The 14,998-nt window shown below is 55.6% G+C and carries 10 protein-coding genes; 2 read left to right on the forward strand and 8 right to left on the reverse strand.

Features of this window, described 5'->3' with window-relative positions; all coding sequences use genetic code 11:
• Positions 1 to 82: 82 nt before the first annotated feature.
• From QJ48_RS10105 to QJ48_RS10130, 6 genes are all read right to left on the reverse strand, one after another.
• Positions 83 to 1,717, reverse strand: a complete 1,635-nt coding sequence (locus QJ48_RS10105) for a response regulator (RefSeq protein WP_054973498.1) — start codon at positions 1,715 to 1,717, stop codon at positions 83 to 85.
• Positions 1,692 to 3,542, reverse strand: coding sequence for a sensor histidine kinase (locus QJ48_RS10110; RefSeq protein WP_054973499.1), 1,851 nt, complete (start codon positions 3,540 to 3,542; stop codon positions 1,692 to 1,694). The genes QJ48_RS10105 and QJ48_RS10110 overlap by 26 nt, the downstream gene beginning before the upstream one ends.
• Before the next feature lie 158 nt (positions 3,543 to 3,700).
• Positions 3,701 to 4,426, reverse strand: coding sequence for a response regulator transcription factor (locus tag QJ48_RS10115; protein WP_054973500.1), 726 nt, complete (start codon positions 4,424 to 4,426; stop codon positions 3,701 to 3,703).
• 35 nt (positions 4,427 to 4,461) lie between these two features.
• Positions 4,462 to 6,609: a cell wall metabolism sensor histidine kinase WalK gene (locus QJ48_RS10120; RefSeq protein WP_054973501.1), complete on the reverse strand. Its 2,148-nt coding sequence runs from the start codon at positions 6,607 to 6,609 to the stop codon at positions 4,462 to 4,464.
• Positions 6,610 to 6,782: 173 nt separating this feature from the next.
• Positions 6,783 to 7,112, reverse strand: coding sequence for a hypothetical protein (locus QJ48_RS10125; RefSeq protein ID WP_054973502.1), 330 nt, complete (start codon positions 7,110 to 7,112; stop codon positions 6,783 to 6,785).
• Between the two features lie 251 nt (positions 7,113 to 7,363).
• Positions 7,364 to 9,265, reverse strand: a complete 1,902-nt coding sequence (locus QJ48_RS10130; protein ID WP_054973503.1) for a DUF2334 domain-containing protein — start codon at positions 9,263 to 9,265, stop codon at positions 7,364 to 7,366.
• Between the two features lie 213 nt (positions 9,266 to 9,478).
• On the opposite strand from QJ48_RS10130, the gene QJ48_RS10135 reads away from it, so the two are divergent.
• Positions 9,479 to 9,670, forward strand: a complete 192-nt coding sequence (locus QJ48_RS10135; RefSeq protein ID WP_054973504.1) for a hypothetical protein — start codon at positions 9,479 to 9,481, stop codon at positions 9,668 to 9,670.
• 407 nt (positions 9,671 to 10,077) lie between these two features.
• Positions 10,078 to 11,622, forward strand: coding sequence for an ATP-binding protein (locus QJ48_RS10140; protein ID WP_054973505.1), 1,545 nt, complete (start codon positions 10,078 to 10,080; stop codon positions 11,620 to 11,622).
• An 88-nt stretch (positions 11,623 to 11,710) separates the two neighbouring features.
• Here QJ48_RS10140 and QJ48_RS10145 read toward each other — a convergent pair whose 3' ends face one another.
• Together QJ48_RS10145 and QJ48_RS10150 are read right to left on the reverse strand one after the other, a co-directional pair.
• Positions 11,711 to 13,645: a hypothetical protein gene (locus QJ48_RS10145; RefSeq protein ID WP_054973506.1), complete on the reverse strand. Its 1,935-nt coding sequence runs from the start codon at positions 13,643 to 13,645 to the stop codon at positions 11,711 to 11,713.
• Between the two features lie 27 nt (positions 13,646 to 13,672).
• Complete coding sequence (locus QJ48_RS10150) at positions 13,673 to 14,989, reverse strand: efflux RND transporter periplasmic adaptor subunit (RefSeq protein WP_054973507.1); 1,317 nt, start codon at positions 14,987 to 14,989, stop codon at positions 13,673 to 13,675.
• Positions 14,990 to 14,998 lie beyond the last annotated feature (9 nt).

Genomic DNA, 14,998 nt, shown 5'->3' on the forward strand with positions numbered 1-14,998 from the left:
GTAAACTCTTACGGGACATACCCCACCTCTATTAGTCTGAGTTTTTCTATTTTCAAGGCTTCCCAACACTTTAGGGGAGGATTTACTCCTCCCCTGTCGAGGTGCCGAGCCGCTGCTCGCGGTACTCGGACGGCGTAATGCCGTTCTTTTTCTTGAAAATTTCGCGGAAATATTTGCGGTCATGGTAGCCGAGCCGCTCGGCAATCTCATAGATGGGAATGGCGGCGTCCTCCAGCCAATCTTTGGCCTGGGCCAGCTTCAGATCGGTGACGTATTCCACGAAGGAGATTCCCGTCTCCCGTTTAAACAGGCCGCTGAAGTAGTTGGGGCTGACGCCGACATAATCCGCTACCGCCGACAGCCCGATCGGCTGCAGCAGGTTCTGCTCAATGAACGCCTTCGCTTCGCCGACAATCGATTTGGAGCCCGCTTGGACAAACTGCTTGACCTGCAGCGCCGCTTGATGGAACCAGAGCGGAATATGCTCCTTCAGCTCGCCCAGCTTCGCGCGGTTGCACAGCTCAAACCACGCCTCGGGCAGCGGGCCGCTTTCCCCTTCCGCCATCCCCAGATCGTGCAGAAGCCGGTTCAACGCAGTGACAAGCTGAATACAAGAGAAGCGGAAGTCGGCCGGCTTGCCCTCCTCCCCCTCGAGCGCACGGAAGAAGGAAGCCGCCGCTTCCTGGGCCGATTCCGCCTGGCCCCGCCTGACGAGCGTCAGCAGCTCCTGCTCCTGAAGCGCTGGGTAACCGGTCCGCTTCATCCGGAACGGGATCAAGTCCTCCACGTGTACCACCTGGTTGTTCCCGAAAAAATACACATGCTCGATCGCCTCGCAGGCTTCCCGGTATGCGCCGGGCAGCTCACGCAGCTCCGGACATAACGAGCTGATGCCGATCGTTACCGTAAGGCCCGAATGCTTCTCCACCGAAGTGCGGCACCAATCCGCAAATTTCAACAGCTTTTCCTTGATCTCTTTGGCCGGCTCGGCCGGATCGTAATTGACGAGCATCGCCAGCAGGCCCCACTCGGCATAAAAAGCGATGCCTGTCCCCCACGACGACAAGCAGTCGCCGATAATGTTCTCGACGATAAAGCGGCTGAGCTCAACCTCCTCTACGGGCTTATGCGAAATTTCATCGAAACGGTCGATCGCGACAGCCAGCAGCGCGAAGCTCGAAGGCTTGAGGGGGATTTCCGCAAAATCCCATTTATCCCGCAAACGCACCTGCCGCTCGTCCCGAAACCGGATCATCTCGTTCAAATATTGCTGCCGCAGGGCCGGCAGGCTGCGCCGGATCGTTTGCTGAAACTTCACCCGCTGCGCGTCCCGCTCCTGCTCCTTGCGAAGCTCGCTGAGCAGCTTGGCGATAATCCCGGTCATTTCTTTAATGTCAACCGGCTTCAATACATAGTTCGAAGCGCCGAGCGCAAGCGCTTGCTTCGCGTAGTCGAATTCCTCGTAGCCGCTAAGTACGACGAAACGGACGGCCCGCTCGAAGCGTGCTCTGATGTGCTCCATCAGCTCGATGCCGTTCATATTCGGCATCTTGATATCCGTCACGATGAGATCGGCCGGATCGGTTGCATAGCGGTGCAGCGCCTCCTTGCCGTCGAGTGCGATTTCGACCTGCGATACGCCGAGCGTCTCCCAAGGAATATGCTTGCGGATGCCCTGCACGACGCTCTCCTTATCGTCCACCAGCAGTACTTTCATGCGGTACCTCCTCCTTCGCATCGCGGATGCGGATCTCGAATCGCGAGCCTTCCCCTACCCGGCTCTCGGCCTGGAACGATGCGCGTTCCCCAAAAAAGTAACGAAGTCGTTCCTTGATATTCATAATCGCGTAGCCTTCTCCGCTCCGAGAAGCGACACCCGTCGCTGCGTCCGCGGTATGCAGCGGCGCGTTGAAAAGGCCGATTAGCCCCGGATCGATCCCCGAGCCGTTGTCTTCCACGGTCAGCACCGTCGTGTCCGTTCCTTCCCGGAAGCTTTTCACCCGGATCCGGTTATTTTGGTACTCGTTATCTCTGAACGCGTGCAGCACCGCATTTTCCGCCAAAGGCTGCAGGATGATTTTCGGTACGACAATTTCCTTCGTTCGCTCATCCACCGACACCTCGAACGCAAACTGCCGCTTATATTGATAATTGACGAGCTTCAAATATTGCTCGACGTGTTCCATTTCTTTCCCCACGGTCGTCGCTTCCTCGCCACGGTTCAGACTGAGCCGGAAGAAGCGGGACAACGACAAAATAATATCGCTGGCCGACGAATCGTTGAATTCGAGCGACTTCCAATAAATTTCATCAAGCGTATTGTACAGAAAATGCGGATTGATCTGCGCTTGAAGCGCACGCATCTCCGCCCTCCGCTTCGCGAGGCTCTCCTCCACCACCTGCTTCAGCAGCCGCTGAATTTGGTCCAGCAGCTCGTCAAACCGCCGCCCCAACTCTCCGATCTCGTCCCGGCTCTCGGAAGCGAAGCGCACGTCGAGGTCGCCTTTTTTCGCTTGGGACATGAGCCGCTGCAGCCTGCGCACCGGAAGGGTGACCCAGCGGGCGATCGATTTGTTCATGAAGAAAGAGAACGCCAGCAGCGCCACCGTCAGCAGTACGGTAAAATATTTAATGTAAGCGATCTTGACGAGCAGCTGCTTTTTCGGCTGAACGACTAGCGCCTGCCAGCCGGCAATCGGAATCGGCTTATGATTGACCAGATACGTTTGATCTCCCAGCTTTACTTCGAAAAACGACGGTTTCACCGAGAAATCCGGCACCTGCGCCTGCTCCAGAAACTGTTCCGTCACCTCGCTGCGGGAGGACAGCAGGATCGGCCGGCCGTTCTCGTCCAAAATCATCGAGAACCCGTCGGGCACCAGTTGGATGCTCTGCAGATTGCGTTCGAAATAGTCTGCCCGCAGCGAGATCACCAAATAATTGTCCAGCTCCAGCGCACCGGTGGCCGTCGCTGGTCTGCTGACCAGACCGATCACCGCCCCTTCCTCGACAAAGAGCGGATTTTCCCCGGCGTAGACCCAACGGTTCGTCGACGACGGCTTAATCGCTTCGTAATACGCCGTCTCCTTAAAATCGGTTTCCTTTCTTGCCGCCGGAACCCCTTCGAAAAATTCTCCCTTGGGCGTGTATAAATAAATTCCGCGAATCGTAGGAGAGGACAGACTCGCTTTCGAGAACAGCGAAAATACGTTATTGAAAATGACGGAATACGTTTCGTCCGACCGGTTCTGGCTCCATTCGATCGCCCGTGCCAGCTCGTCGCTGGAATTGATCCAGTACAGCTTGTCGCTGACGTTCTTCAGCTCGTTGCCGACATTGGCGCTAAGCTGGCTGACCGTCCGGTCTGCGGCGTTATAGGCGTACTCTTCGATATAGCGGGCCGCCTGATTGAACGAGAATGCCCCCGTCAGCGGCACGGCGATCAGAATGACGATGGACGTCATCAGAAACACCTTCCATTCGAGCCCCCAATCGAGGAAACGCTCCGCCGCCCTGCGCATGCGGGCTCCGAACCACCGCATAGCCACCACCTCTTTCTAGTCTGTTGTAGCATAAACCTCAGGGGCCGAAAAGGGATAAAAATTACAGGCTCTCCTGCTTCGAGCGTAAATATACCGCCTCTCTCCCTAACGCCCGGCAAAAAAAATAAACCGTGCCTTGAATGGCTCAAGGTTACGGTTTACAGTTTCAGTGCATGGCTCGCGCCGGCGGCGATGAATTTATAGCCTACGCCATGGACGTTGATAATATATTTCGGATTCGACGGGTCCGGCTCGATTTTCTTGCGAAGGTTGCTGACATGTACGATAATCGTTCTCGTGTCGTTGAAGCTTTCCTGTCCCCAAATTTCGCGGAACAGCTGCTCGTGGCTGAACGTCTGCTCCGGACGCGAGGCGAGAAAGCTCAGCAGATCGAATTCCTTGCGGGACAGCGTTACTTCTTGCCCGTTCACTCGCACCACACGGCTTAACCGGTCGATCCGCAAATTGCCGACGACCAGCTTGTCGGGCTGTCCTCCCGCCTGCTCCGCCGCAGCCAAATGCGGCCTGCGCAAATGCGCGCGTACCCGGGCCATCAGCTCGTTCGGGCTAAATGGCTTCGTAATATAATCGTCGCCGCCCAGATTCAACCCGGCGATTTTGTCCGCTTCGTCTTTTTTGCAGCTCAAAAATAAGATCGGCACGGGAGAAACCGCCCGAAGCTCCCGGCATACTTCAAAGCCGCTTCGCCCCGGCAGAAGTACGTCCAATATCGCCAGATCCGGCCGCTCCGCCTCAGCGATCTTAAGCGCTTCTTCGCCGCTGGTTGCGAGCAGGACACGGTAATTGTTTTTTTCCAAGTAAAGACGGATCACTTCCCGAATCTCGGGATCATCTTCCACAACTAACACTGTTTGCTCCGTCATCCGTTTCACCACCGCATCGATGTAGTTCCCTGGTCCTAAGAAGAGAATAAACAATTGGACTGTTGCCGGTCAAGCTTTTTTTGGGGATTGGCAACGGGTATCGTGAAGCAGAACACGGTTCCTCGTCCTGGTTCGGTCCGGTCTACCCAAATGCGTCCCCCATGGTATTCTATGATTTCTCTGGATATGGAAAGCCCGAGCCCTTTGCCGCCCGCAGCGGAATTGCGCGATCGGTTGCTGGTATAGAACCGGTCGAACACGTAAGGCAAATCTTGTTCGTTAATACCGCCCCCCGTATCGTTGACCCGGCACAGCAGTTGTTCCCCGTCGTCGACCATTTCTACCTGAATGGAGCCGCCTTCCGGCGTGAACTTGATCGCATTGAAGATCAAATTGCTGAACACCTGATGCAGCCGCTCCAGATCAACCTCCACCGCGGAAAATTCACGCGCCGGATCGTCTCCTTCGGCCCGGAGCGCCAGCGTATAATGAATGCCCGCATTGCGCGTATCCAGCTCGTAGCGGCTGAACAGCAGCTCGATCAGGCGGTCGGTGCGCATGAGCTGCTTTTTGAAGGTCACCTGTCTCGCTTCAAGCTGGGAGAGCTGGAACAGGTCCTCGATCAACCGGTCCATGCTGACGACTTTGCTGTGAATAAGCCGCAAATAACGCTCCTTCTGCTCCTCCGTATCCACGATGCCATCCAGCACTGCCTCCAAGTAGCATTGAATCGTCGTCAGCGGCGTGCCCAAATCGTGCGATATGTTGCTGAGCAACCGGCTCCGGGACTTCTCCATCCGCGACAGCTCGTCATTTTTCCGCTGCAGCTCCAGATTCGCCTGCTCAAGATCGGCCGTCCGTTCCTTGATCTTGTCATGCAGCCCGCTGTTCAGCTGCGTCAAAGCGGCCGAAAGCTTCTCCTCGCTCCCATACCCCCGCGACAGCTTGACCGACAGCAGCACCGATTGGGAGAAAATAAAGATCAGCAAGCCAAAAGCGGACATCTTGTCCGTCGTCTGCACCAGTTCGTGAGCATACAGCATATCATTGACGAGTGTAGCCGCAAAGATCAAGCTGGCGAGCAGCAGCAGCCCTCCGCCCTCTCTTCTGCGCAAAAAGGCGAGCACGATGATGCATAAAATGTAGCCGACACCCGCTCCCACAATGAGCTGCAATACGATAAGCCATTTCGTAATCAGCATGGTTGGCAGCAGCGGAACGACAACGGCGTACAGCAGCGTTACCGCGCAGAAATACGTCGTTATTTTCCGCGAGCTTTCCCTCGGATACATGCTGGCGAAAAACAAGACGAACAGCGGCATACTCAAATCCGCCGTCAAATACTCCAGAACCAGAGCCAGCGTCCAATCGAAGCGGGGAAACGCCTGAGTCACGACCATTTCCCCGATCAGCGCCATGCGCAGGCAGAAGACAAGGCAAAATAATCCGAAATAAAGCATGGCCAGCTCTTTGGTCCGTACGACAAACAGGCCGAGATGGTAAAGTCCCATGATCAGCAGGCTGCCGATCAGCAGCGTATCGAAGCCGACCGACAGCTGCTTCGCCCTCGCCACCGACTCGAACAGGCCGAACTCGATCGGCTGCCGGATGCCGCCCTTCTCGTGCGAATAGTTCGATACTTGAAGAACCAGCACCAGTTCGCTCGTATGGGTATGAGCGACGGCCAGCTGGGTTAAAAAATGAGGCTTCGATTCCGGTTCAGACTTGTTTGCGGTTCCGGCGGACGCGATTTCTTTTCCATTCACCCAGAGCTTATAAGACGTATAGATTGGAGGAAGCCGCAGGGCGAGCATCCGCTCATGATCGGACAACAAAATCTTGAGGCGGTATGTGGCGTACCCTTCGCCTCCCAGCACCGTTCCGTCCTTCGTCGTGCCGTTCCAGGAACCCGGAAGGCTGGCATAGCTTGGTGCTCCGAAGCGTTCCGCAGACAAGTCTTCGGGATGCTTGAATTCGTTCCAGTAAAACTCCCACTCGCCATTTAGCGGAAGATGTCCTTTCCGATCCCAGTTCCATTCCCGCAGATCCAATTCGCCCCGAACCGCCGTCGGCGAATTGCCGTAGGTGAAGAACAACCGTTCTCCCGCAATCAGTCCTACGATCAAAAATACGATAATGGTGAAAAATGCGGCAACCCGCCTCGATATTCGTTCCAGCGGCATGTGCTACCTCACGCTCCTCCGGCTTCGAGATACCGGCGGAAGCCGCTTGCGATTCTTTCAGCCAATTTCGTTTGGTATTCTTGTTGACATGATGATGGTTTAAAACTGATCCGTTCGATCAATTGTGTATTCGCCCCTCAAGCGTTAAATCCTGCTTTTTCCAGACTCCGGCCTCAGGCATGCGGAGCCGACTGCTTCGAGCGGACCGACGTCCAATCCGTGCGGTAGAACCGAATGCCCAAGGCCAGGGCAAAGGATGCAAGGAACGCGTAGAGCGACAGCCAGGCGCCGGTGCTGCCAAGATCCGCGACAAAGGTTAAGACGTAGGCCAGCGGCACAAAGAACAGCCAATTGAGCACCAGTGACGTCCGCAGCAGGAAGGTCGTGTCGCCCAGACCGCGCAGCGCTCCCGCATGTGCCAGCCAACCGACCGCAACGGCCAACAGCGCAACCGCGATGCCGACGTATAGCGCAACATACGTCCGGCGGACCGCTTGATCCATTTGTCCGGCCCCGTAATGTCCTCGGTTTATATGAGAATTTTAACCTATCTCTTCCCATTGTGCCTGAATTTGCCGAACTGAACAAGGGAGAAAATACTATAGTCATTTCTTCCTATTCCAAGGCAGTTTCCTGCCGCTTTCTTTCCTATGTAAAACGGCCCGGCGTAATCCGCCGGGCTGGGTAACAGCTCAATGAAATGAAAATATGCAATAGGATAGCTGACGCTCTGTAGTACTTTTCCATAGCTTGATTATTTGCTTTGGTAAGATAGGGCAAAATCCAAGTTGCCGCCGGAGCGGTCGATCAATACCAGGTCGGCTTTTCCATTGCCGTCGGCGTCCCGGACCATCAGATTAACGCCTTTTCCCGGCGTCCCCCACGGCCCGAAGGTGGAAAGGAGCCTCCACTCCCGGTCCTCGTCCCTTGAATAGACGGTGCAGCGCATCGTCTTCGGGTCCCAGCGGAGCGCGTCTTCCCGGCCGTCCCCGTTGAAGTCCCCGAGGCGGATCAAGCCGTCTTCATTCGGGAGACCGAGATCCACACGGGTCAGCTGCCACGTCATGTCGACGGTATCCGGCTGAAGCTGAATGCCGCCCGAGGCGCCGTTTTTAGAAGCAAACAGCGCGGGGCCATCCTCCATGCGAATCTGAAGCTCCTGATTCATTTCGCTTCGGAGCTTATACGGTTTAATCGGCTTCAGCTCCTTCCCCCGGATTCGCCAGCCGTACAGTTGGAGCTTATCCTTCGTTAGTCCGGCCACAATCACTTCACCGTTCGATAACGGGAGCGTATATAAGGAGCTCCAAGCTTTGGCTTCAATTTTCCAGCTCTGCGCCAGATGGAACTCCCGCCCGTCCGATACATAGCGGTCCAAGCGCCCGCCCGGATTCGCAGTCCAGAAGCTGCACGGCCCTTCCGTATCTTTGCCGCTGACGGCGGCGGCAGCCCCGTTCGCATATCCCGCCTGCCCCCATCGCACCGGCGCTGGCTGCGCCTCATTGCGCAGTCCCTTGTACCGGCCGGGAATCACGCTGATCTCCCCATTCGTCGCATTCCACTGCACCGTATCGGCTTGCCCGTCGCCGTCGGCATCTTCAAGGAAAACGTTCGTTTTGCCGCCCGGCAGCAGCTTGACGCTCTGAGCTGGCGTGAACGGAACATAGTCGTGGATAGAGCGGAAGGCGTACCCTTTCGCCCGAAGACCGGCGATGAGCTTTTGCAGCACGCTTTTATTCTGTTCGGGGTACCGATATTCCGGAAGGCCGTCCCGCATGACCGGTTCGCCTCCCGGGTCCAAGACGGGGGTCAGGTATTTAAACTCAAGAAAAGGATGATAAAAAAAGGAAGCCACGTGATTCGATTGACCGACCCGGTCCACAATCATTTTCTCGTCTTTATTGGAAGGGATGTAATCGTAAGGTGTCGGAACGTAAGCGGCGCCAAGCGTCGAACTTCCGTAGACGGAATTGCGCTGATTCCAATAAAAGACGGCTTCGGCATTGTTGTGAGACTGTACCTCCGCCTGATAATTCAGGCCGAAGTAGGATCGGAACACCCCATCCTGTTCGGCGGTGGTCCGGTAATGCGGCGCCTCCCAGAACTGCGGCTTCAGTCCTGCTCGCTCGAATATCGCAAGCCCGGCCTTGATACGCTGCTCGGCATACGATGCCTTCATCGTTTCTTCCGCATCCTCCACTTGGAACTCGTTGCCTATCCCAGATTCGTGGTGGCCGTCATCCCGGCGCACACTGCCGACTTGGTGCGTATAGCCGTGCATGCCAATGACCGCGCCGCTGTCCGAAGCCTGTTGGAGCACCTTGCGAAAAGCGGCCGCGTACGGGTTGCCCTCTTGGTCAAGCGGTACGTCGTACCGCGATCCGTCCGGGGGCAGATTGATCCAGCGGGGAATCACCGCCATATGATACGCCACCTTCTGGTCGCGCAAATATTCCAGCACGGTTCTCAGCTTTCCAAGCTCCTCAAGCGAAGTATATTGTCCGCCGGGACCGATGTCCTCCAAACGCATCAAGACGAACTTCGGCGTGCGGGCCTCGCCTTCTACGGTAAAAATCCGATACGCCGACAGCAGCAGCGTAAGCACGATTACAGAAATAACAAAACGTAGCCATTTCGAATGGCGCAAATAAGTCATCGGGTGTCCGGGGCTCCCTTCTGGCTGCGTAAATCTACACCCGAATTGTACCAGATTTCCCGCAGGGCGAGTATGTTTTTTTGTGGCGCTAGGGACGAAAGCATCGTTTATTCACTATATTTTCCTCCTCTCCCTGCCGACGGACCTAAACAGATCTGCGCCGCCCGAATCATATGAAGAACGAAAAATCCGAGAGAGGGGTGCTTTCGACGCATGGAAAATCAACTGCAAGCGATAACGAAAGAGCTGACGGACCTGCATAAGCGGTATGCCGGAATTTCCTTAAGCTTTGCCGCCCTTGAGCGGAAATTGTCAGCTATGGAGCACCGTATGAACACGCTTGAAACCGAGTTTGCGAGGCAAGTCCCCTTTCTGCCGGAAGAAACCGGCGCACCAGCCCACTAAAGGTACCTTCAGCCGCTGTTCTCCATCAGCCGTATCCTTATCCCGCCAAAGAAAGAAGCTCTTCCCCCTGTTGTCCGGAGGCTTGCGACTATGCGCAAGCTTCCATGCGCAGCTTGTCCTTCCCACGTTGCCTGTTTCAAAATAAAGACTACACGCCGTTTCCCCCTGCAAAAGTCCGCTATCCAAGGCTTGGCATTTACTTCCCGATTCGGCACGCTATATAATGAAATGGCCGCTTCTCCGCGCCTTTACCAGGCCTTGACAGATCGTTTGGAAGCCTGCTTGGCGCTTACGCTCCGAAGCACCTGACCCCCGTTCGGATTGCCTTTGGGCCTATTTTTAATCTGTTACGATGGGGGCAAGCATGGTATAATGAATCGAATGCGACAGGCAGGTGATATCAAAATATGCAAAAAATCCCAGTCATTCGTGATAAAAAAAGTTCTGACATCACCATCATTTCTTCCGATGAAGTCGTTAAAATCGAATGCGTACGGGATAAAGAATATATCATTCATACGGTTTCCGATAAATATTACTGGGCAGCGTCGCTGGAAGCTTTCGAAGAATGGCTGTACGAGGAGGGCTTTCGCCTGATCGATCAGATGAATGTGGTCAATATGAACCACGTAACGGAGTACGAGCCGCGCAAAGGAATCGTCACATTGCAGCACGGTCCTACGCCCCATTATAAAACCGCTTCCGCCGCCTGGATTCACGGCGAGCATATTACAAACGTCATGAATCTTCTAGGCAAGATGAAGGATCTCGACAAAGGTATCATCGACGATGAAGCCGATCGCATCTTCGAGAACGTGCTGGCCCAGGAAGAGGATCATCGATTCGCCCGGTCTTACGCGATGATCAAGGCGCTGTACGACAAGAAAAAGACCGAACTGCTGCTTGAAGAAAGCGAGCTGCGCTATAAATCGCTGTTCGAGCACAATCCCGATCCGATCTGCTCGCTGAATCTGGCGGGCCTCATTACGAGCGTCAATCCCGCCATGTTCGGGGTCACCGGCTACGCGGAAGCGGATTTGCTTCACCGCACGATCAATCCGCTTATTCTTCCGGAAGATTACATGCGGTGGCTCGACCATTTCGAGGAAACGCTCAACGGCATGACTCCTCATTATGAGATTACGTTTGTGCGCAAAGACGGCACCCCGGTCGAGCTCAGCGTATTTAACTTTCCGATCTTCGTCAACAAACAAATTGCCGGCGTTTACATGATCGGTCAAGACATCAGCGAGCGCAAGCGGGCCGAGGAAATGATTCTCCGCTCCGAGAAGCTGTCGATCGTCGGCCAGTTAGCCGCCGGGGTCGCGCATGAAATCCGCAATCCGCTAACCTCGCTCAAAGGATTCGTCCAACTGCTCCAAAGCAAGGTAAGCGGCTACGACAATTACTTCGAAATCATGATCGATGAGCTGGAGCGGATCAATTTTATCGTCAGCGAATTTCTGGTCATTGCGAAGCCGCAAGTCGTCAAGTACCAGCCGAAGAACGCCTTCGCCATTCTGGAAAATACGATTATGCTGCTCGGCTCTCAAGCGATGATCCATAATGTCGACATCGTCACGGAAGCGGACCCCGATCTTCCCGAAATCAATTGCGACGAAAATCAAATCAAGCAAGTATTTATCAACATTTTGAACAACTCCATCGATGCCATGCCGGAAGGCGGACAAATCCGCGCCGAATTCCGCAAAATGGAGGGTGGAAAGCTGCTGATGCGATTTACCGATCAAGGCTGCGGCATTCCGGAAGACCGAATTCCCCGACTGGGGGAACCGTTCTATACGACGAAGGAGAAAGGTACAGGGCTCGGTCTCATGGTCACCTTTAAAATTATCGAAAATCACGGGGGCAGCATGAAGATAAGCAGCGAGCAGGGAAAGGGCACGACCGTAGACATATATATACAGGGCGTCCGAAAAATCCGGTCTTAGCAAGCGATGCGGAAGCCCGATATAAGCAAACAGCCTTTTGAGTCCGACAGGATTCGAAAGGCTGTTTTGCGTTTTGCAGCAGCGCCGCTTATCGTTTGAGCGTGGTGATGTATCTTTTGGCCAACCCGTTTGGCGTATCGAACGCTTCGTAGACACGGATCGTAAACGGATTTTCGAACTGCTCCGTTTTTGCGGTGAAGGTCAAATTCTGCTTGCCTGTAACCAGCTTGTTCGGACCGGTGAACGGGCCATCGGCCGTGCCGAGCATGCGTCCTTGCGAGTCCACCAGCTCCATATAAAGCCTGGAGAAGTTCTGGTCGACCACGACGTTGTCGGTCTGCTTCACATCCAGCGTGAACGACAGCTTATAGCCGTAGGACAGGCCGGTCATTCCGGGGGAGGTTGTAGCAGACAATGCCCAATCGACGATTTTCAGATCAAACGGATACATAGCGAACGTATCCCCCGCCACCTCGCTGCTTGCAGCCGTCTGCAAGGAAGCAATCGTGCTCGTGTAAGGAGCTGAGGACTGCGTATCCAACAGCTTGATCGTCAACTGCTTGCCGTTCTCCGTCTTCGGCACGTTGAACGAATAATTCACGACATAGCTCATGTTCGGGTTCAACGCAGTCGCGACCCCGGATTGCCGCGCTCCGGCATAAGAGGCTCCGTCTCCTCCGAGGATCTCGGTCTGGAAAGCGGGCACCGGCACCGGTTTATCGCTCTTGTTCGTGATCCGGAATTTTGCGACTACCGAATGAAAGCCGTTGTCACTCTCATGAAGGTGCATTTCCATCAGGGTTACTTCCGTATTAGCATCGATCATCTTATTCAACGGATCGAAGACGATCGGGCGGCCGATCCGGTAAGAAATCGCAGGCGTCGTATCCGTCTTCGCACCGTCCGGAACCGCAATCTGCACGCGGCCGACGTCAAATCCCGTTGCCGTAGTGGGCGCACCCTGTCCTCCCCCCGAAACGAACGTTTCGGTCGTCGTAACGAATAAGGAGGTCAGCGTCACGTTATTTTCGACCGGTATGGCGAAATGAATATATTTTTTCTCGCCGGCATCGACCGTCACGGCGCCGTGCTCCGTACGGCTGCCGGTATACGTCTTCTGCTCCGATTGCCCGTCGATACGGAATTCGGGTACCGTTTCCCGCCCGATGCCAGGGTTTTCCACCAACAAGGTGACGAGCGCCACCGGACCTGTTGCTGCTGCTCCAGTTCCTGTTGCTGCCCCAGTCGCCTTCGTTGCGCCTGCCGGAGCTCCACCGGGCGCACCCGTCGCACCGCCGGGAGCCGCCGCAGCTCCTCCCGCTTCCGGCGCGGCTGCGCCACCGGAGGTCTCACCGGTCCCGCCGGCGGCCGCTCCCGCGGAAGCGCCGCCGGACGCTCCCGCAGAATTGCCGCCTATCGGATACTGGATCTTGATAGCCGAAGGGGTATAGCGCAGGCTGGAATTCAAGCCCGGAATCGTAAACGCTTCTCCCCAACCCTTCGGCTCGGCGGCTTTATCCGCTCCTGCCGCCGACGCGTACCACACTTGCCTCGCGCCTAGCGGAATCGTCAGCAGGTTCGTTTCCTTTTTCGGATAAACATACTCATCCACATTGACGAAGGACAGCTCCGACAGTTTAATCGCCGGCGTGCCCTCGATAACGGTCATATACACGAGCTCGCCGATTTCGCCCGGCTCGAGCGCCGTCTTGTTCCCAGCGCTCGCCTTCAGCGTATATTGAACTCCGTCCGCCGTGCGGACGTGCAGCTGATGATCGGGAACCCGTTTTTTTTGCGTTCCTCCATTATACAAGCGAACGGATGCGCCTATGCGCGTGCCGCCGGCGGTCGTTTCGATCGCCAAACTTTTCACAGCGGCACGGATCGAATCCGTTAAGCCGAAGTTGCTCGGAGCGGCCACAGTCGCTTGGGTCGTATCGGCCGCAAGCGCCGGCAGATTTGCCGGAAGGAGTGTCGTCCCGATTATGACGAAAGTTAGCGCTGTTTTCCAAGGTTGTTTCATCGATGCTTCCTCCTTATGCAGTGGATTTTATTTTTTAGCCGGCTCTTGAGCCGCCGGAGCGGGTTGGCCTTGAGGGGCCGGTTTGGCCACCTCCACCTTCTGGCCGTCCTTCAGCTGGTGCTGCCCACTCGTTACGATTTGCTCTCCTTCCTTGACGCCCTCCAGTACTTCCTGATAAGCGTCGCTGATACGTCCAAGCTTGATTTTACGCTTCTGAACCGTATCCCCTTGAAGCACGAAGACGAACGAATTCGATTCTTCGCGGACAATGCTGAGCGTCGGAACGGCAGCAACCTGCTCCTCCGCCTCGGTCGTGAGCTGAACCATGGCCCGGGTACCCGGTTTCAGCTTCTGATCCGCGTTCTGGACTTCCAGCTCCAGCGAATACGATTTGGTCGCAGCGCTCATGACGTTCGATAAAAACGTAATTTTGGCCATGCCTTTCTCGGCCGGATTATCCGGGCTGTAGTAGGCAAGCTCCTGCTTGTTTTTGACCAGCTCATACGACGGCTCCGACAGCTCGACCTTCAGCTTGATCGGATCGATCTGCTGGACTTGCCCTATCTTGCCGTTAGGCGAAACGGTCCCGCCAAGCTCTATCGTATAATCCGTTAGCACCCCGCTGACAGGCGCTTTGACGTCATAATTCTCAAGCGACCGCTGCGCCTCCTCCAAGCTGATCCGCGAGGACTCCACCTCCGTCTGCTGGTCGGCCAGCGAATTCGTTTTGTCCAGGGCTGTCAGCTTGTTGCGCTGCGCCTGCACATCCATGCGGGCATTCTTCAGCGCCTGCTCGGCCTGTTCCAACTGGCGCTGCGTTGCTGCACCACCGTCAAAATCGTTGCGCAATTTGTTGTAGTCTTTCTCCGCGTCGCTCGCCTTCTGCTCCGCCTTCGTAATCTCGTCCTGCAAATTGCGGCGGGAATTGGCGTTGTCCTCCACTGTTTTCGCAAGCGTCTGCTCCGAGCTCTTCAGCTTGAGCTGGCTTTTTTTCAAGGACGTTTCGGCCCCGCGATTGTCGATTCGGAACAACACCTCACCCGCCTGCACAACATCTCCGCGTTTCTTCAAGACTTGCGTAATCTGGCCGCTCGCCTTCGGGATAACGTCCATGGCGGACATCCCCACCACTTCCGCCACCTGCTCGCGCGGATCGCTGATTTTACGCTTGGCGATCGCCTCCGTCTTCACCGGGCGGTTATCCAGCTTAAGGTCAACCGTGGATTCTCCCTTGGCGCCTGGGGCCGAGCAGCCTGCTGCAAGCAGGGCAGCCGCTGCCAATAAGGCGAAGACCCGAAGCGTGAGGGCTTTCTTCATCGCAACGTCTTTTCTAACCTTTCTCATCTTTCCGTG

The organism is Paenibacillus sp. A3, from assembly GCF_001399685.1.
In the GTDB taxonomy this organism is placed as follows: domain Bacteria; phylum Bacillota; class Bacilli; order Paenibacillales; family NBRC-103111; genus Paenibacillus_G.